Origin of the sequence: Dyadobacter jejuensis (genome assembly GCF_003149085.1) — a bacterium.
Classification (GTDB): Bacteria; Bacteroidota; Bacteroidia; order Cytophagales; family Spirosomataceae; genus Dyadobacter; species Dyadobacter jejuensis.
The window spans coordinates 627,759-647,332 of record NZ_QGDT01000001.1; the positions used below are offsets into that span (position 1 = coordinate 627,759).

At 44.9% G+C, this 19,574-nt stretch carries 12 protein-coding genes; 5 read left to right on the forward strand and 7 right to left on the reverse strand.

Going from position 1 to position 19,574, the window contains the following annotated elements:
• The first annotated feature begins 97 nt into the window (after positions 1–97).
• The 4 genes from CLV98_RS02660 (at position 98) to CLV98_RS02675 (ending at position 5,568) form a co-directional block, all read left to right on the forward strand.
• On the forward strand, positions 98–2,386 hold the full coding sequence (locus CLV98_RS02660; RefSeq protein WP_109672536.1) for a RelA/SpoT family protein: 2,289 nt from the start codon (positions 98–100) through the stop codon (positions 2,384–2,386).
• A gap of 110 nt (positions 2,387–2,496) precedes the next feature.
• Entirely contained in the window at positions 2,497–2,988 is a 492-nt protein-coding gene (locus CLV98_RS02665; RefSeq protein ID WP_109672537.1) for a Fur family transcriptional regulator, read from the forward strand.
• An 86-nt stretch (positions 2,989–3,074) separates the two neighbouring features.
• Positions 3,075–4,364 carry an adenylosuccinate synthase gene (locus CLV98_RS02670; RefSeq protein ID WP_109672538.1) on the forward strand — a complete coding sequence of 430 codons (1,290 nt, stop codon included), beginning with the start codon at positions 3,075–3,077 and terminating at the stop codon, positions 4,362–4,364.
• Between the two features lie 271 nt (positions 4,365–4,635).
• On the forward strand, positions 4,636–5,568 hold the full coding sequence (locus CLV98_RS02675) for a class I SAM-dependent methyltransferase (protein WP_229203167.1): 933 nt from the start codon (positions 4,636–4,638) through the stop codon (positions 5,566–5,568).
• 4 nt (positions 5,569–5,572) lie between these two features.
• Here the strand turns inward: CLV98_RS02675 and CLV98_RS02680 are convergent, their stop codons facing one another.
• Complete coding sequence (locus CLV98_RS02680; protein ID WP_109672540.1) at positions 5,573–8,518, reverse strand: DEAD/DEAH box helicase; 2,946 nt, start codon at positions 8,516–8,518, stop codon at positions 5,573–5,575.
• 770 nt (positions 8,519–9,288) lie between these two features.
• Between CLV98_RS02680 and CLV98_RS02685 the strand changes: the two genes are divergently transcribed.
• Positions 9,289–12,120 (forward strand): T9SS type A sorting domain-containing protein, encoded by a 2,832-nt coding sequence (locus CLV98_RS02685; RefSeq protein WP_109672542.1) that lies wholly within the window; start codon positions 9,289–9,291, stop codon positions 12,118–12,120.
• Between the two features lie 609 nt (positions 12,121–12,729).
• Here the strand turns inward: CLV98_RS02685 and CLV98_RS02690 are convergent.
• The 6 genes from CLV98_RS02690 to CLV98_RS02710 form a co-directional block, all read right to left on the reverse strand.
• A complete protein-coding gene (locus CLV98_RS02690) occupies positions 12,730–12,957 on the reverse strand; it encodes a hypothetical protein (protein WP_211319959.1) in 228 nt (75 codons plus the stop codon).
• Positions 12,958–12,996: 39 nt separating this feature from the next.
• The gene (locus tag CLV98_RS02695; RefSeq protein WP_109672545.1) at positions 12,997–13,356 is read right to left on the reverse strand and encodes a hypothetical protein; all 360 of its coding nucleotides are present in this window, start codon (positions 13,354–13,356) and stop codon (positions 12,997–12,999) included.
• Between the two features lie 35 nt (positions 13,357–13,391).
• Entirely contained in the window at positions 13,392–13,568 is a 177-nt protein-coding gene (locus CLV98_RS23370) for an RNA polymerase sigma factor (RefSeq protein ID WP_158281189.1), read from the reverse strand.
• Between the two features lie 124 nt (positions 13,569–13,692).
• On the reverse strand, positions 13,693–15,150 hold the full coding sequence (locus CLV98_RS02700) for a DUF1501 domain-containing protein (RefSeq protein ID WP_109672547.1): 1,458 nt from the start codon (positions 15,148–15,150) through the stop codon (positions 13,693–13,695).
• A 44-nt stretch (positions 15,151–15,194) separates the two neighbouring features.
• Positions 15,195–17,513 carry a PSD1 and planctomycete cytochrome C domain-containing protein gene (locus CLV98_RS02705; RefSeq protein WP_109672548.1) on the reverse strand — a complete coding sequence of 773 codons (2,319 nt, stop codon included), beginning with the start codon at positions 17,511–17,513 and terminating at the stop codon, positions 15,195–15,197.
• Positions 17,514–17,621: 108 nt separating this feature from the next.
• Complete coding sequence (locus CLV98_RS02710; protein ID WP_229203168.1) at positions 17,622–19,490, reverse strand: sulfatase-like hydrolase/transferase; 1,869 nt, start codon at positions 19,488–19,490, stop codon at positions 17,622–17,624.
• Between the last annotated feature and the right edge of the window lie 84 nt (positions 19,491–19,574).

Below are 19,574 nucleotides of genomic sequence, written 5' to 3' on the forward strand. Positions count from 1 at the left end.
AGTTTTTTAAGAAAAAAAATTAAAATATTTTTTTTGATGGGGCTAATGTCCCTGAAATTTGCTACTTTAGTAGGGTTTACAAACTAACTATTTGCGAGTGGAGCAACATGTGGAAGCACTGACCATCGATCTGGAGCAGGAGCGCAAAGATATCTTAAAAAAATATCGCCGGCTGTTAAAAACAGCCAAGCCTTTTTTAAAGGATAATGATGCCAAATTGATCAAAATGGCATTTAATACGTCCGTAGACGCCCATCAGAACATGCGGCGTCGGTCTGGAGAGCCCTATATCTACCACCCCTTGGCCGTGGCACAGATCGTCGTCGAGGAGATAGGCCTGGGCACAACGGGCATCGTGGCAGCCTTGCTCCACGATGTAGTGGAAGATACCGACATGCGTATCGAGGATATCGATAGGATGTTTGGCAAAAAGGTCGCCCGAATTATTGACGGGTTGACCAAAATATCGGGTAGGTTCGAGCATGGCACTTCCCAACAGGCCGAAAACTTTCGGAAAATGTTGTTAACCCTTTCCGACGACGTGAGGGTAATCCTGGTAAAACTTGCCGATCGGCTGCATAATATGCGCACGCTGGATAGCATGCCCAGGGATAAGCAGTTGAAGATCGCCTCGGAGACCATCTTTATTTATGCCCCTCTTGCCCACCGTTTGGGGTTGTATACCATTAAGTCGGAACTAGAAGAGCTTTATCTCAAATACACCGAACCCCACGAATATAGGGCTATAGCAAGGAAATTGAGGGAGACTAAAGGAGCTAGGGATCGGTTTATAGCCAAATTTATGGACCCTATTTCTGCCGATTTGCAAACGGCAGGGCTAAACTTCATCATCAAAGGGCGGCCAAAGTCGATATATTCCATTTGGAATAAGATGCGTAAACAGAATAAGCCTTTCGAAGAGATTTATGATCTATTTGCCATCCGTATCGTGATGGAGTCGTCGGCGGAGGTGGATCGGGAGAAGGCCATCTGCTGGCAGGCTTACTCCATTGTAACGGACCATTATAAGCCCAACCCCGACCGCCTGAAGGATTTCTTGAGCACCCCTCGAGCCAACGGATACCAGTCGTTACACTCCACGGTGATGAGCAAGAGTGGGCAGTGGGTAGAGGTGCAGATCAGGACTTCGCGCATGGACGAGATCGCCGAAAAGGGCTATGCAGCCCACTGGAAATACAAAGGCAACGATACCAAAGTAAAGGGTAATATCGAAACCTGGATCAACCAGGTACGTGAAACATTAGAAAATGGCTTTGGTGATAAAACGGCTGCCATCGAGTTTTTAGACGAGTTTCGGAGTAACTTATTCAACGAGGAAGTTTTTGTCTTTACCCCCAAAGGGGAGCTTAAGGTACTACAAAGTGGGGCTACGGCCTTGGACTTTGCCTTCGATATCCACTCCGAAATAGGGGCTCATTGTATGGCCGCAAAGGTAGGAGGTATACTCGTGCCCATTAGCTATGTGCTCAATAACGGCGACCAGGTCGAGATCATCACCTCCAGCAAGCAAAAACCCAACGAAGATTGGCTGCGGATTGTGATCACCTCCAAGGCCCGAGCACGAATCAAAGACTTTTTGAAGGAAGATAACCGGCAGTTTGAGTCCGATGGACGACAGTTGGTAGAAAAGAAACTGAAGATATTAGGGATTGAGATGACCTCTGAGGTGGTCAACCAACTGAGAGCGTTTTTTGAATGCAAAACCACCACCGAATTTTTCTACAGGATAGGAAAGGGGTATATCCACCTCGACGAGCTTAAGCGCTTTAAGAAGGACAAAGAGGCGAAAGAACGTAAGGCAGGAGAAAGTAGTGCCGCCGCCACAGATACCAATGCCAGCGACGGAAAATCCTTTACGAAGATCCTCAAGAATATCCACGGAGAACGTGCCGATAGCGATACCTTGCTGATAGGCGACGACATGGATAAGATCGACTACAAACTGGCACCATGCTGCAACCCTATTGCCGGCGACGATGTTTTTGGTTTCGTAACCGTCAATGAAGGGATTAAGATTCACAGGACCACCTGCCCCAATGCCGCCGAGCTGATGTCCAAGCACGGTAACCGGATCATAAAAGCCAAATGGGAGTCTAGTAAAAAGGAAGCCTTCTTGGCCGGATTGTTTATTTCAGGTACCGATCGGCTGGGGCTTATCAACGACATCACCCGCATTATTTCCAATGACTTACATATCAATATGAGAGGCTTGACCATCGATACCAAGGATGGGGTGTTCAATGGGGAAATAAAGCTTTATGTTAAGGATAAAAAGCATTTGGATAAGCTTATTGGCAAGCTAGAGGTGGTCGATGGAGTATATAAAGTGCTCCGATTCGATGCCAACCTGCTTACAACCAGTTAACATTTGAACCTAATTAGGGCACCATTGTTTAACAAAATGAGATTAATCAATTAATTTAGACCGAGATTTAACCAAAAAAGCACGTAATTTGTGCGTGATTTTGAATAGATATGCCACAAGCTAGTAAACCAAATTTTGAAGCCGCCAAGAAGATATTAACGGCCTATCTCGAGAATAAAGGGCTACGGAAAACCCCCGAACGCTTTGCTATTCTGGAGGAAATCTATACCCGAGAGGATCATTTTGATGTAGATGAGCTGTATATCAGCATGAAGAATAAAAAGTATCGGGTAAGCCGGGCCACCGTTTACAATACGCTCGACGTGCTGGTGGACTGCGACTTGGTGACCAAGCATCAGTTTGGAAAAAACCTGGCTCAGTTCGAGAAATCGTACGGCAATAAACAGCATGACCACCTGATCTGTACCGATTGTCATAAAGTGATGGAGTTTTGTGATCCTAGGATTCAGTCGATTCAGAATATGGTAGGTGAAATGCTAAACTTCACCGTAATGCACCACTCCTTGATATTTTATGGCAACTGTACCAAGGAGAATTGCCAGAATCGCAATGAAACCGACAAGTTGCCGCTATCCCTCTAAGGTCGGAAGAAGATAATAGTCTGGAGCCAGTTAGTTCCAGCCCCTAATCCTGTTTTGAATAATAGTTATTAGTAACCATATATTGAATGAAAGTTGACGTATTGCTAGGTCTCCAATGGGGAGATGAAGGTAAAGGTAAAATCGTAGATGTTCTGGCACCCCAGTATGAGGTGGTGGCCCGTTTTCAGGGAGGCCCCAATGCCGGACATACCTTAGAATTTGATGGTATCAAACATGTGTTGCACCAAATACCCTCTGGGATATTTAGAAGCGATATTCAGAATATCATCGGCAATGGCGTGGTGCTGGACCCTATCGTTTTCAAAAGAGAGGTTGAGAACCTGGCACAATATAATCTCAATTTGACCGAAAACCTTTTTGTGTCCAAGAAGGCTTCGATCATACTGCCGACTCACGCCCTGCTGGATGCGGCCTATGAAAAGTCGAAAGGAGATTCCAAAATCGGCTCTACCTTAAGGGGTATAGGGCCAACTTATCAGGATAAAATTGCGCGCTTAGGCCTTAGGGTAGGAGATGTGTTGTCGCCGAATTTTGCCAATAAATACAAGAAATTGGTGGATGCCCATAAGGTCATCCTCGAATTCTATCAATACGACTACGCCGACAAACTGGCAGAAGCCGAAGCTAAGTTCCTGGAGTCGATCGACTTTTTGAAGCAGTTTACCCTGGTCGACAGCGAGTACGTCATCAATAATGCCCTTACGGCTGGTAAGACCGTCCTGGCCGAAGGTGCTCAAGGCTCATTACTGGATATCGATTTTGGCTCTTACCCATTCGTAACCAGCTCCACTACCATGGCAGCAGGTGCTTGTACAGGACTAGGAATAGCCCCAAGCCAGGTAGGAGAGGTGTTCGGAATCTTTAAGGCCTATTGTACCCGGGTAGGTAGCGGACCGTTCCCTACCGAACTTATGGATGAAACAGGAGAAAAAATACGCCAAGAAGGTCGTGAATTCGGTGCTACTACAGGCCGCCCAAGACGCTGTGGATGGCTCGACCTTCCTGCCCTTAAATATGCCATTATGATCAATGGAGTCACTCAGTTGATCATGATGAAAGTGGATGTCCTGAATATTTTTGATACCATTAAGGTTTGTACTGAGTACCGGTTGCCCGACGGAACCCTTACCTCACAGCTTCCGTACGATCTGTGCGACGACGAGGTAGTGCCCGTATACCGCGATTTTAGTGGTTGGGAGCAATCTTTAGAAGGCATTCGTGATTTTGATTCTATTCCACCTGCCTTGGCCGAATATATCGCCTATTTGGAGGAAGAGCTCCAACTGCCCATCCGATTCGTGTCCACCGGTCCCGATCGGGAGGCCCTCATCAGCAGAGAAGTGGCTACCGCCTGATCCTCTGGATGTGGATATTACCATCGATGAAGGGTTTGCTTATAATAGGCAAACCCTTTATTTGTTTTGTGAGACGGGGGGGACTTAAAAGTTCCATTCGCTTGGACCGGAAATGGTTAAATGCTCGGGAGAGCTATTAAATATTCCTTAATTGGTTTTTTTTGAAGTAAGATATAACGCTATTTGTACTTTCAATATAAAGCACAATCAACTAGCCCTAAAATATACAGCCGGAATGCGGGAAGTTGATGTTCCAAAAGATAACTGCTAGATGGAAAATTCGAAAATGACCGTAGAGAAACTTAGCCACGAGGCGCACTCGGGGTGGTATAAGGTACAATACGCCACCAAAGAGGCGCAAGAAAAGGCTATTGCCGATTGGAGATACGACCAGGATAATCGAACGATTAACCACTGGATCCACAAGAGGCTGCTGGAGCTGGTGAACCCATTGCTTATTGAGCCGAAAAGCTGGCTTACCGTAGGGGATGGATACGGCTTCGATGCAAATTTCTTCTATACAAAGGGGCTGGATGTGACGGCCACCGACATTTCGGACACCTTCTTGCCGCTTTCTCAACAAGAGGGGTTATTTGAAAAATACGCCGTAGAGAATGCTGAGAAGTTGTCCTTCGAAGATAATACCTACGATTATATTTTTTGTAAAGAGGCCTACCACCACTTTCCGAGGCCTTATATGGCCGTTTATGAAATGCTACGGGTGGCCAAGGAAGGGGTTATCCTTGTAGAGCCTCACGACCCAATCTCCAAAATGCCGTTCTTACTCGCGCTAAGGAATATTTTCGATCGGTTCGATACATCGTTGTTACAGAAATATTGGAAGAATAGATATTCTTTCGAGGCCGTGGGTAATTATGTGTTTAAGCTTTCGGAACGAGAAATGGATAAACTCGCCAATGGAATTGGTATGCCTATGGTGGCCTTTAAGGGCATCAATAACAACTATTATAATGCCGCCGCAGCTCATGAAAAGGCCGACGATTCCTCGGCAGCCTTTCGGAAGATCAAACGAAAACTTCGGATCCATAATCTATTGTCGAAATTCTCCCTGATGCCTACGCAGGTATTATGTGCCGTAATTTTCAAGAAACGACCCTCCGATCGGGTGATGGCTGCCTTGGAAAAGGATGGGTTCCAGATCCATATTTTCCCACCCAACCCCTATGCCAAGAAGGGGCCGTGAGCCCTTAGGCCAACAGATTGAGCACATCTTCCTTGGTCAAGGACTTCATAAAGCCATCTTCGCTGCTGATCAATCCATCGGCGAGCTGTTTTTTAGATTTTTGTAAAGCCAATATTTTCTCCTCCACCGTATTTTTGGTGATAAACTTGTAGGTGAAAACCGTACGATCCTGGCCGATACGGTGGGCCCTGTCTACCGCTTGGGCCTCTATGGCTGGGTTCCACCAGGGGTCTAGGATAAACACATAGTCGGCGGCGGTAAGGTTAAGGCCTAGCCCTCCAGCTTTTAGTGAAATCAGAAAGAGCTTCAATTCTGGCTTATTTTGAAAGTCCTCGACCTGCTGTTGCCTATCCTTGGTAGAGCCGTCGAGGTAAGCATATTTGATGTGGTTTTTATCTAATACTTCCCTGAAAAGATTCAGGTGTTTGATGTATTGGCTAAAGACCAAGATCTTATGGTCTTCACTGATCACCGTCTCAATTTTATGCAACACGTCTTCAAATTTCCCAGATCTGTCGTCATACTCGGGTTGTACCATTTTGGGGTGATTGGCGAGTTGTCGGAGTTGGCTGAGGCCTTGTAGTACGGTCAGTTGCGATTTGCCCATTCCGTCCCTTTCTATTTGCTCCAAAATCTGATTGCGATAGTAGGCTTTGGCTTCTTCATAGGCTTTTTCCTGCTCCGGACTCATTTCCGAATAGGTGATTTGCTCTACTTTTTCGGGCAAGTCGGTGGCTACCTGTACCTTGTTACGCCTTAAAATAAATGGCTTGATGAGATTGTAGAGCCTTTTTGACTTTTCTTCATCGTTTTTCTTTTCTATAGGTATCTGAAATTCGTCCTTAAAAAAACGTTGGGTTCCTAACAGTCCGGGGTTGACAAACGACATTTGCGACCATAAGTCCATGGTACTGTTTTCTACGGGCGTACCCGTCAAAATAAGGCGGTGTGCCGAATTGAGCTTTTTTACCGCCTTGGTGATAATCGAGCCAGGGTTCTTTATGGCTTGCGATTCATCCAGAATGATATAATGAAACCGAAAGGATTGCAATAATGCGATATCGAGCCGGACAATGCCGTAAGAAGTAATGATGAGGTCGTAGTCCGAAAAACGGCTCGTGTCCTTTTCCCGGTAGGTGCCCGTATATAAGAGGACCTTTAGGTCGGGTGTAAACTTGGAAGCCTCCAACGACCAATTGTACAGCAGCGAAGTGGGCATGATGAGCAAGGATGGCTCGGTATGTCCTGTTTCTTTTTGGGCCTGTAATAGGGCCAGAGTTTGCACCGTCTTCCCCAGACCCATGTCGTCGGCCAGGCAACCGCCGAGCCGAAATTGGTTGAGGAAGGACATCCAGTCGTAGCCCGCTTTTTGGTAGGGGCGCAAGGTTCCGTTAAATCTTTGTGGTATTGGCTGAGGAGCAATTTTGTCGAATTGCTTAAGGCCCTCCAGCCTTCTACTCATCACGGTGGTGGCAAGGTTGTCGTCCGATAGCTCTTGGACCAAGGCCATATGGTGCATCTTCAATCGTAGCTGATGATCTTCCCGGCCGTTTTCCGAAAAAGAGAAGAGCTCCGAATATTTGGTAAACCACCAATCGGGGATCACGGCCACTTCTCCGTTAGGTAAGGTAAACTCATGCTTTTCGTGCAGAATGTATTGCCTAAGTTCTAAGAAGGAGATCTCATAGTCGCCAAAAATAACCTTGGCATGGATATCGAACCAATCGCGATTCTCCTGTATGGAGATGTCCAGTGACGAATATCCGAGGAAATACCGCTTGGTATCCGAGGCATTCTGTTTTATGGAGAAGCGCGCCTCGTTGAGATCCTGTATATGTCTCTGCAACCAGCCGAAGGCGGCAGTTTTTGTTAGTTTTATCTTTCCATTCTTGAGCTTCAGGCCTCTCTCTTGTAGGTATTGATGCTTTTGTTTCTCTACAGCCAGGTCGCGCCCTACCTTAAAAAAGGTATACTCGTCACCCTGTTTTTCCATATATACGCTGGAGGCATGAGCGAAGTCGTCGAGGGGAAAGGTGTGGCTACCATATCTAAATGAAAGCTCTATGACCACGTCATTATTAGTACTCGTTAGCTCTTCATCTCCCACAGGGTCTTCGCCAAATAGGGCTGGAGCCAACTTTCCCGTTGCGACCAAGTCGGTAATGGTAAGCGTTGGCCTGGGGGTAGGCTCCACGGTTTTGATGTCGAAGCCCCTGGCTACTACATCGTAAGAGGCAATGAGCGGGCTTATAAACTTACGGTAGTATTGTTCCTCTACACTTCGAGGAATAGCAATGAAATTTTTGGCTAGGAAAGGCTTTATTTTCTTTCCGTCCACCTCTCCCTGAAAATGGTAAAGATGGCCGTCTACCTCTATCCACGCCTTCTCCTCACAGAGGACGATGGCATTCTTATATTGAAATTCGAGTTTTTTTCCGTTATGTAAGATGCTGGGAAAATAATGCGTGTTGTCATCATTGCGGACGAAGTGAAAGCGGATTTTCGCTGGCTCTTCCTCCCATATCACTTTTTTCCAAAGTGGATTCCCATCACTACCCATAATAAAAAGCTCCTTACCTGCCAGCCGCTCCAAGATGCCCTTTTTCTTCCGATCCAGATTTTCGGCAATGGCTTCCTGAAGCATCTTGTCGCCTTTTTGTGGGTCGTAGACTTTTAAGAAAAAATCCACTGCAGAAAGTTTCTTTGGATTGAATTTCTTAAGAATATAATCCTGCTGAATGTCATCAATAAGCTTTACCAACTCGTAATCGGTGTTGTCTATAGCCGATTTGAATTCCTTGACGTTCTTAGAGGAGATGTTCTGAACTTGATAGGTGTATTCGCCTTGGGCATTCAATTGTACCACAAACGATTCGAAAATATACCCCAAATACTCATGACTTAAAATGGCGTATATAATTTTAAAAGGTTGGTTAGGAGCTACTTTCATTTTGTACTGTTTGACGGCTATAGGGAAATGGGGGCAGAGTAGAAGTATGTATAGGCTACTCCTTGCCTGGCATTTAGGATAACTTCAAATATATAATATTGCAGGCTGAAAAAAAAGGGGTGGGTATTGGGGCCAGGAGGAATCTATAAATTGGTAGAAAGATATTGTGATAATAATATAATTGAATATGCTGGGTACTGGAGCGGGGGGCGAATGGTATGGCCGCCAATTTGATGCCTGCAGAAGTATCTTTAAAACTCACTACATAATTTAGTTCAGTTACGAGTTGGAAGGGGCATGTTTCCAACTCGGGAAAACTATTGGATCCTCAAAATTTGAACATCGACCACCGACTAAGGCAACACTTATTTACATTTTAATACTCCTTCGCTTCAGAAAACGCCGCTTTTTATAGCTGCCGTAAAACCGATGTATGGTATGCCATCATTTCAAAAAAAAAGCAGAGGCCATTTTGACGGCCACGGCTTCGTAAGTACATGGTAAAATATTTAAAGGCGATTATATCCTTTTGTAGCTATTCAACAGGGCTTTAGTGTTCAAATAAATACATAATATATATCTATAAATGAAATGTATTATGTATGAAAATATATCATAAATCTAGATTTATACTGTATATTAATTTATATTTGAAAATTACTAAAGTTATATATGAATATACACAAAATTCTATGTACATACTATCTGTTGAAATATTAAATACTATAAAATAATAGAATAAACTACACACTGTCTAAACATTTATCGAAATGAAATCATTTTTTACGCTAATCAAATCACTATCCTTGGCCATGTTGTATTTCACAACATCAGCAACAGCAGCAACTTACAGCGTCACCAGCCTAGCAGATGCAGGGGCAGGTTCTCTTCGTACCGCCATCACCAGCGCCAACGCTGCTGGTGCAGGGCCACATACCATCAACTTCAATGTGCCGGGTGTCATCACCTTGGCTAGCGCATTACCAGATATTACAAGTTCCATAACCTTTAATGGCTATACAACTGGTGCTGGAAGTGTTGCCGGCCCTATAGCTACTAGAAACATCACAGTGGGTATCAATGCCAATGGTGGAACATTTGATGTATTTATAGTAAAAGCAAATAACTGCGTCTTTAGTGGGTTGGCTATTTATGGAATGTCATCTGGGCGTGGAGGAATAAATATTGGAAAATCTGGAGCTTCAGTAAATGGCTGTTGGATATGGGGTTGCTTCCTTCAAACAGATGTATCAGGTATGGCTAATGGAGCTGGTATTGGCATATTATCAAGCCAAGGTATTATTACATCGGGTGTGTCTAATGTGAAAAATATAACAGTTGGGGTCAAGTCAACAAGTACTCCTGCAAATGCTGCGAATGAAGGGAATTTGATTTCCTGTTCTGCAACTACCAACTATGACGGGATTCGATTATACAGTATAGATAATGCAATCATTGCTGGTAACTACATTGGCATCAATAGAGCAGGAAATGCTCCCTTAGTAGTGAATCCTCTAATTAGTGGTTATGGAATCTCCATAAACAATGGGTTAAATTGCCGTATAGGAACGGACGGGAATGGAGTAAATGACTTACTCGAACGTAACTTCATTAGTGGTAATACGAGTGCAGGTATCCTACTTGCAGGCAATACTACGCTGGCTACCACCCTAGGACAATCGGGCAGGTCGCCAGGCAACAACTTAATTGCAGGTAATTATATAGGTCTGGGTGCAGATGGCCTATCTAATGTTGCAAATGATGGAGATGGTATTTTTCTGCTCAACGCTAATGGAAATAGTATTGGCTCCTTAACTGATCCTGCCATGGGTAACGTGATAGGTTGGAATCGGAATGGAATCCTTTTTGGCGCCAATTTTACGATTTCAGGTTCGACATCGATTTCAGCAAACGACCACATAATTGCAAACAACTACATAGGAGTTGGCAAAGATGGGACTACACCAGCGGGTAATACTGGAAACGGCATAGAGATTAAAAGTGGTAGAGGCAATTTGATATCCAAAAACATCATCGCCAACAACTTAATAAATGGAATTGCAATACGAGGCGTATCCACTGCAGATTATTATCCGGATGCTACTGATAATAAGTTAACAGAGAACAGTGTTTATGATAATGGATCCTTAGGAATTGACTTGAACCCCACTTATCTTGTAAATCCCAATGACGGTCTACTGGAAACTCCGTCCGTTACTGTAGCTAATAGAAATATGGACTACCCCATCCTAACACAAAACTGTTTATCGGGGAATAACCTAACGATTGCGGGCTATATCGGAAATGTGGCTGCCGGTACTCCCACCTTTGCAGGCGCTACTGTGGAGATTTTCATAGCCGACCCAAGCCCTGCCAATCAGGGCGGAAATGTGATAGCAGGTGATGGAAAAAACCTTCAACATGGAGAGGGCCGGACCTATATCGGTACGCTTACTGCCAACGGCAATAGTCTTTTCTCAGGTACGCTCAATGTAGCGGGCATGGGCATTACCTCGATCACGGAACTTACAGGCACCGCTACCTCTACAACTGGTAGCACCTCGGAGTTTGGGGCCAATGTGATAGTTAGCGATATTCCCACTGCACCAATTATTGGAGTCATCACCCAGCCAACCTGCACGGTGGCCACCGGAAGTGTCGACCTTAGTGGATTACCTTCCTCTGGAACCTGGACCATCAGCATAAGTCCCGCCGTAGGGGGAGCCACAGGCACAGCGGGTTCTGGAACCACAACCACCATCGGAAACCTTCCAGCCGGAACCTATGCTTTTATGGTTACCTCGGTCGGATCTTGTGCATCTCCTTCCAGTGCTAGTGCTACCATCAATCCGCAACCCGCCAATACCGCACCGAGCTTAACCGTCGGAAGCCCCGTATGTAATGGCGTCACTACTTATAATGTAAGTTTTACCAGCGATGGAACTGTGAGCAGTAGTGCGGGTACTGTCAGTGGCAATATGGTGATCAATATACCAGAAGGCACCAATGTAGTAATAACGTCAACTTCGGCCAATGGCTGCGGTGTTGCTCAGAAGACGGTTACCTCACCCAATTGTGCATTACCCGTAACTTTAATCAACTTCAATGCCGTCTTGGACGAAAGTTCGGTGCGCCTGCAGTGGGAAACGGCTAATGAGATAGACTTCTCTCATTTTGAAGTGGAACGTAGCGTTGAAGGGGTGAACTTTGCAGTCATTTCGACTTTGCAAGGCAGTAATGCTGGGACTTATACGACTGTGGATGCCTCACCAAACGAAGGAGACAATTATTATCGTTTGAAAATGATGGACAAGGACGGAACCTATTCTTTTTCGAGACTGGTGTCTGTTACTGTAGAGCGGAATGGCCGATATGTAAGCGTTGAGAATCCCGTAAGCAATAAGCGCATTATGGTTCGAACCAACCTTGCCGATCCCCGATTTACACTGCTCAGTGTCGTGGGGACAGAAATAGCCATTAAAAAGCTGGGCCAGTCTGGGGAAAATATTTCTTTAGATGTAAGCCACTTACCTACCGGCGTGTATATCCTCCAAGTTATGGCCGAGGGTAGGTATTTGACAAAGAAGATACTCATTCCATAGACTCTATCACGGCTGATTTGAATTGCTTTTGGCGGTCGGTGGTTAGACTTATCCTTAAAACTATTTTCTTGCTTCTGACTGGTGGATCATAACGAAATTGAAAATGTTCTTTCAATATCATTCGTGATACGGTCTCTTAGTAAGGAGATAAAAAAAGAATTAAAATTCCCTATGTCATTTTTAGTGGCATAGGGAATTTTATATAAGACCCGGTCCTTCTATACCCCTAAGGCGGCCCTATGGATACTTCTTCTTTTTACATAAACTAATCTGACTCCGCACCCAGATAGCCTTAATATTGGAACAAAATAAGCCGTGAAATTTACATTATCTTCTTCAATACCCATCTTTATTCTCTCGCCAAAGCCTATGATTAGCCCGCTATGACTGATTATTACTATTCTGAAAACTTTGTTATACCCCGTTAAACGTACCGCTCCACAGAGGAAGTGAGGTGTCAATTTTCAACGTTTCCAAAACGATGCTTCTGTAAAATCGCATCTTAGGATCGCAGGCCTATCCTCCTTATATATGGTAATGTTTTAATAGAAAGATATTAAGTCAAGATTACAACCGTTTACAAGAATTCCCAGAGGAAATATGTTCCTTTTAGCCCATCCTTTTCAGGCAGATGGCCAAAAAGTCAAACCTTCTCCATTTATGGCAGCTGATATTGTCCTTGAATTTTAAATCCCGAAAATCGACCAACACCGAAAAGTTAGATTCTTTGAGTTCGGCCGCAAGGTCGGGAGATAGAACGAGTCCATCCGTTTGGCCCGCTATGGTCGTCCCCGCTTCGATGGTTGCATCCTGTAGTTCTGGGTCATATATAATCAATCCCTTTATATGCGAATCGAATATTTTCAATAGGGCATGCTATCCCGGATTATTAGCCGACTTACTGATCGGCAATACTTGCTTGGGAATATCTCCAAACAGTTCTTTAAGCCATAGACCGGCCATTTGAGCCTGATCAGGATAACGAGGCAGGGTATCGTGTGCCCAGCCGCTGCGGTTGTTGGCACAATAGGTATTAGTAACATATATTTTTTTAGTGCTCGACCTGTTGACAATGCCCTGTAAAACAACGGCCGAAATCTGGGCATCGCGGCTGTTGAATTGCAGGTCTACGATTACCAGTTCCTTGGCCTGTACTTTCACTTTTGGATAAAGCTTGTCAACCGGAATTTGTTCCGATTTGTTGGTTTGAGTATCTGCACAGCTAATAAATAACAATGTGCAAATAGAAAGAAATATCTGTTTCGAAAAGTTTAACCTATGAATGGAGGACAAAACTCCGTATCCTTTGTAAATCGAGTAGCATAATTAAAGAGCAGTCTGTACCGTCGCTTCGTTAGCTCATCGAAAGCCTCGCCGTCTCCGTTTCTGAACCTTGCCCAAAGTTCGGGCAAGCACGATTCATCAGAAGGAATATTAGTACTACTCATGCGTGTATATGTTTTCAAAAAATTTAAAAGAGAAGGAGAATGATAGGTAGGTTCAATATCCAAACTATTTCTGTTCCCCTGCTTTCCCATCCACCAAGGACACAATTCTTAAGGGACCAGTCGCTTAAGCGATAATTCCCTTTACCAAATTTCCAGCCACATCGGTAAGGCGGTAGCGGCGTCCTTGGTGTTTAAACACTAGCTTTTCATGGTCCAGCCCTAGTTGATTTAAAATGGTGGCGTGCAAATCATGGACATGAACCGGATCCCTTATGATATTATAGCCTAGATCATCCGTTTCGCCGTATTCTATACCCGGTTTGATACCTCCGCCTGCCATCCATATGGTAAAGGCCCTGGGGTGATGGTCCCGGCCATAATTTTCTTTTGTAAATTCGCCTTGGCAATAATTTGTTCGTCCAAATTCCCCTCCCCATATCACTAGCGTCTCATCGAGCAGGCCTCTCTGCTTCAAATCGGTCACCAATGCGGCCGATGCCTGATCCACGTCCTTACTTTGAGCCCTTATCTCCATGGGTAAATTGGCATGCCCATCCCAGCCCTGATGATAAAGCTGTACGAAGCGCACACCTTGTTCCGATAGTTTTCGGGCCAAAAGGCAATTCGCAGCATATGTCCCTGGTATTAAGGAGTCTGCGCCATACATTTTAATGATCGATTCAGGTTCTTTACTCATGTCCGTCACTTCGGGTACGGCAGTTTGCATCCTAAATGCCATTTCATATTGCTGTATTTTAGTCACTATCTCAGGATCTTCAAATTCGTCAAATGATCCTTGATTAAGGGCTGCCAATTTGTCCAGCATATCCCTGCGGTCTACCCGATCCATACCGTCAGGGTCGCCAAGGTAAAGTACCGGGTTTTCTCCACTGCTAAACTGCACTCCCTGATGGACGGAATCGAGGAATCCGTTGGTCCATAATTTAGAATAAACGCCCTGTCCATTCCCTATTCCTCTGGATAACAAAACACAAAAGCCGGGCAAATTCTGATTTTCACTACCCAATCCATAACTTAGCCAAGCGCCCATGCTGGGGCGGTTACCTACCTGTGCGCCACTTTGGAAAAAAGTGAGTGCCGGATCATGATTGATGGCATCCGTATTCATCGATTTTATGATACAGATATCATCTGCAATTCCTGCTGTATAAGGTAATAACTCGCTTATGGAGGATCCGGATTTGCCGTGTTGGGCAAAATTAAAAATGGATCCTGCCAGTGGAAACCGAGACTGTTTGGCCGTCATGCCGGTCAATCGCTGCCCCCCTCTCACCGATTCAGGCAGATCTTGGCCATACATTTTGTTCAATAACGGTTTATTGTCAAATAGCTCGTATTGAGAGGGAGCTCCATTCTGAAACAAATAGATCACCCGTTTGGCTTTAGGTGCAAAATGGGGCAAACGAGATACGATGTCGTTTACACTGCTTCCCCCTATTCCTTTTAGCAGGTCGGGGACCAAGAGCGTACCCAATGCTGCACTTCCTAATCCTAAACTAAGTTTAGATAAAAAGTGCCTGCGGTTGACGTTCATCCCAAAATCAAAAATCGGCTTTTCCATATGTATTCGCTATTAGCCCAACGGACGGGGCCGTTTGGGCTATTCTAAGATTTAGTAATGGTTTCTTCCATATTGTATATCGTGCTTATCACCCGCATTAAAGCCGCTGCCTGGTCTTTCGTAATGCCTTTCGGGTGGGGATACTCTCCGACGTTGAGTACTTTATCGGCTTTCCCCTTAGCCTTAGTGAGTTTCAACAATTCGCTGTTATAATATTCCATCAGAAGCTTCACCTCCCGTTCTGTAGGAGAACGACAAACAATTTTACGGAACAATTCGGCAATCTTATCCTCTGTGGACAATTGCCTACCTTCCATCCGTTCGGCTAGCACCCGCGACGCTTCGAGTACCGTAGGGTCATTCATCATGATGAGGGCTTGTAATGGCGTATTAGTCTTTTGCCTCGTCACTTCACAGTGATCCCGGCTGCTGGCATCAAAAACAATCATGGCTGGAGGGGGGAGAGTCAGCTTGATAAATGTATACAGGCCGCGTCGATACAGCTGGTCGCCCTTGTCTTGGACGTACGTTTTAAGGCTCCCCCTATTGGCCGTGGTGGCTTCCCAAATACCCTTAGGCTGATACGGTTTTACACTGGGCCCACCAATTTTAGGTACCAAAAGACCACTGCTCGATAAGACAATATCTCGGATGATTTCGGCAGGAACCCGGTATCTTACTCCTGCTGACAAGTAAATATTTTCTGGATCTTTTTCCTTTTTTTCTTTGGTCAATTTGGACGATTGCCGATACGTGGCCGACATGACGATTTGTTTTACCAGGCGTTTTATATTCCAGCCATGATTCATAAAGTCGACGGCGAGCCAATCCAGCAAGGCGGGGTGAGAAGGCATATTACCCTGCATGCCAAAATCACCCGTACTTTTTACGATCCCTAAGCCAAAAATCTCCTGCCATACCTGATTTACAAATACCCTCGCGGTTAGCGGGTTATCTTTACTAACCGTCCATTTGGCCAATCCTAAACGATTTCGGGGATATTTGGTAGTATCAAAAGCCATCACCGCCTTTAATCCATTGGCGGTAACCAGCTTACCAGGTGCGTCATATACACCGCGATTAAGTATGTAGGTATTTCTTAGGCTGTCCATTTCCCCCATCACCGAAAGGGAGATGGTACTGGTGTCCTTACTGTTTATAAAGGTTAGGAGATTTTTCACCTCATCGTGTTTGATATTTAATATAGGACTAGTGGCCAGTCCATTTCCTTTCAGCGATTCTTGACCGGCCTCCTTGGAATTATTAAAAAAAGCAAACAACCGGTAATAATCTTCCTGTGAAATAGGATCGTACTTATGGTCATGACACTGGGCGCATTCTACGGTGAGGCCCAATAGGCCCGAACTGAACGTCTTGGTCTTGTCCAGATGATACTCAACCCTGTATTCCTCACGAATAATGCCCGCCTCTTCATTGTACTTATGATTACGTAAAAAAGCCGTAGCCAGTATTTGCTCTTTGCTGGCATTGGGCAGCATATCACCGGCAAGTTGCCAAATTACAAATCGATCATAAGGTATATTTTTATTAAAAGCATGGATCACCCAATCTCGCCATGGCCATTGCGTTCGGGCATTGTCGTTCTGGTAGCCGTAGGAGTCGGCAAACCTGCCGATGTCCAACCAATGAAGGGCCATTTTCTCGCCATAGGCTTTTTGACCGATCAACTCGTCGACTAGTTTTTCGTAAGCCTTATCGTCTTCCGCTTTCTCGAACTTCTGCTGGAGCGCCAGTGAGGGAGCCAGCCCGGTAAGATCCAAAGACAATCTTTTGATTAATTGTTGCTGACTGGCCTGTTCATTGGGCTCAAGCCCCTTTTCCTCCATCTTGGCCAGTACAAAATAATCTATTTCATTGATCGGCCAATTATCATCACTTACCTCTGGCAAGGCACTTTGCTTGGGTTTTATAAAAGCCCAATGTTGTTCATATTGGCCTCCCTGCTCAATCCACCGTTTCAGTAAACCTATTTCTTTTTCTGTCAAAAGTCCCAAATGTGACTCAGGGGTCGGCATCTGATAATCGGGATCACTGGAGGTGACCCTCCTATAAAGTTCGGACGCCTCGGGGTCGCCTGGCATAATAGCAAAGGCTTTCCCACTTTTAAGTTTGGCATAGGCACTTTCAGCATTATCAAGACGAAGCCCCGCTTCTTGCTTGTTGGCATCAGGACCATGACAGGCAAAGCATTTGTCCGACAATATGGGTCGTATATCGAAGTTGTAGCTGACGGCTTCGGTCCCGCCAAGCTTCGTTAGCGTCCCGTTATTTTGAAAACAGGAAACCAGCAGAATCACCATTGCAGCAGATAATCCCAATAAAAAATAGATTCGTTTTTTCATTTGTTGGTCTTTATCTATTTAAATCCTATACGGGCCCTCTGGTTACTTTAAGGATTTGAAAACTACCAATTTGACTTAAATGGGACCTTGCTTATAATACATAGGCCATCAAAATTTGAAATCAATTTGATATTTTTCTGGATTTATTCCCCATTTTTCAATTAGCCATTGTGAAGCTCTTAAATCATAACCATTCGGCGAGGTTTTGAGATATTTCTGGGTCATCGCAATGACGGCCTGCTGGGTTTCCTTTGCACTGTCGTTAAGATAATCGAGGGTTGTCAGGGCATGCGTTCTTGCAAATGAATTGGGGGAATTCAACACGGCTATCAGGCTTTTTCTAGCCAATTCCTTTTCTCCCAAATGGTATAAGGCTTCGGAGGCAGCGGTTGCCACATTGGGCGACTTATCCTTTGCGGCTATTTTCAAGGCGGTAATAGCCGGTTTCGCCTTTTCGCCCAATATCAGTAGCCCAGTAGCTCCCCAGTAGCGTTTCGCTGCGTCGTCAGCTCGTAGCAATGCAGTCAATTCTGGAATATTTTTAACGCTCGGTGTCGTCGCCAATTCCGCCGCATTTAGGACTGGCTCTAATTCGAATTTGCCGGAACGCATATAATCATAGCTGGTTGTCGAAGCCGTTCTATCCATTAATTCCGCTTCAGGAATGAAGCCCGTATCTTTGATTCGCAGCATCCAGTCACGATTGGCTTTTTGCAGTCGTTTCAATATAGCTTGGTATTCTGGTTTTTCGGCCAGATTATTGATTTCCCAGGGGTCGTTTTCTGTATCGTAGAGCTCTTCGGTAGGCTTGGATTTCCAAAATGCGGCTTGCGTTTCGTTCAAGCGACCCGCTTTAAACTCTTCTTCCCAAGAGCGCAGGGAAGCGGCCCGCCACAAATATTCGATATGCTGCCCATGGGGCCGAAAAGGGGTATAATTACGAATATACCTGTATTTATTGTCCCTCACGGCTCGAGACATATCATAACGCTCATCCATTCGGTCTTTAAACATAAATACATACCTGGGGGCCGCCGATTTCTTACTACCCAAAAAGGGAACCCCTTGTAAATAAGCTGGTATGGGACGATCGACAATACTTAACAGGGTCGGGGCCAAATCGACAAAACTAATCAGACGGTCTACGGTAGTACCCGTTTGGGCATTGGGCCAAAGCTGTTTATATTTTTCGGGAATATGAATGATAAACGGCACGTGCGTCCCCGTTTCATAGACAAATCTTTTGCTTCGCCCCAGCACACCGCCGTGGTCGGCATAATAAAATACAATAGTATTTTCAGCTTCGCCACTTTCTTCCAGTTCCTGCAACAACTTCCCCACCCAGGTATCCATATCCTCCACTTTGTCGTAATATTGCGCCCAATCCCGACGCATCGCTGGAGTATCCGGATGGTAGGGAGGTAACGACACTTTTTTTGGATTATGGCGTAGTTCGGCTTCAGGTTTTAGCTTATGAATCGAACTCTCATGAGATATGGTGGAGTTAAATACGGCAAAAAAGGGTTGTCCAGGTTTTCTGTTTTTATAATGCGCATTTTTGCCCGACTCATTCCAGATATTTTTGGTTTGGCTACCGTTAACATTATAGTCTTCCTTGTTGTTATTGGTGCAGTAATACCCAGCGTCCCGAAGTAAAGTAGGGAAAAACTTAACCTGCTCCGATTTATCATTAGTGCTTCTCATATACTGATTGCCTCCCGAATTGGCATATACACCCGTAATAATGGTGTTTCGGGTAGGAGCACATACGGGCGCATTGGCATAAGCATGCGTATATCGAAATCCCTTTTTAGCCAGGGCGTCAAGGTGGGGAGTGGTAGCAAACGGATCGCCATAACATCCCAAAAAGGCACTATTATCTTCGCTGGTAATCCATAAAATATTCGGAAGCTTTTCAGCTTTACCAAAAGAAACACCAAGGGCCATGGTAATCAGTAAGGAGAGTAATCTTTTCATCGTGCTTTATTAACCTAATCGTGGCTTTTATGAATTAGTCTGCATCCACTCGGTGCTTAGAATAATAAAGGTACTTATAGGAAT

Coding starts and splice junctions, on each gene's coding strand:
- CLV98_RS02685 (WP_109672542.1), top strand. CDS start 9,289: ATGAAATCATTTTTTACGCTAATCAAATCACTATCCTTGGCCATGTTG.
- CLV98_RS02665 (WP_109672537.1), top strand. CDS start 2,497: ATGCCACAAGCTAGTAAACCAAATTTTGAAGCCGCCAAGAAGATATTA.
- CLV98_RS02675 (WP_229203167.1), top strand. CDS start 4,636: ATGGAAAATTCGAAAATGACCGTAGAGAAACTTAGCCACGAGGCGCAC.
- CLV98_RS02680 (WP_109672540.1), bottom strand. CDS start 8,518: ATGAAAGTAGCTCCTAACCAACCTTTTAAAATTATATACGCCATTTTA.
- CLV98_RS02700 (WP_109672547.1), bottom strand. CDS start 15,150: ATGGAAAAGCCGATTTTTGATTTTGGGATGAACGTCAACCGCAGGCAC.
- CLV98_RS23370 (WP_158281189.1), bottom strand. CDS start 13,568: ATGAGTAGTACTAATATTCCTTCTGATGAATCGTGCTTGCCCGAACTT.
- CLV98_RS02670 (WP_109672538.1), top strand. CDS start 3,075: ATGAAAGTTGACGTATTGCTAGGTCTCCAATGGGGAGATGAAGGTAAA.
- CLV98_RS02710 (WP_229203168.1), bottom strand. CDS start 19,490: ATGAAAAGATTACTCTCCTTACTGATTACCATGGCCCTTGGTGTTTCT.
- CLV98_RS02705 (WP_109672548.1), bottom strand. CDS start 17,513: ATGAAAAAACGAATCTATTTTTTATTGGGATTATCTGCTGCAATGGTG.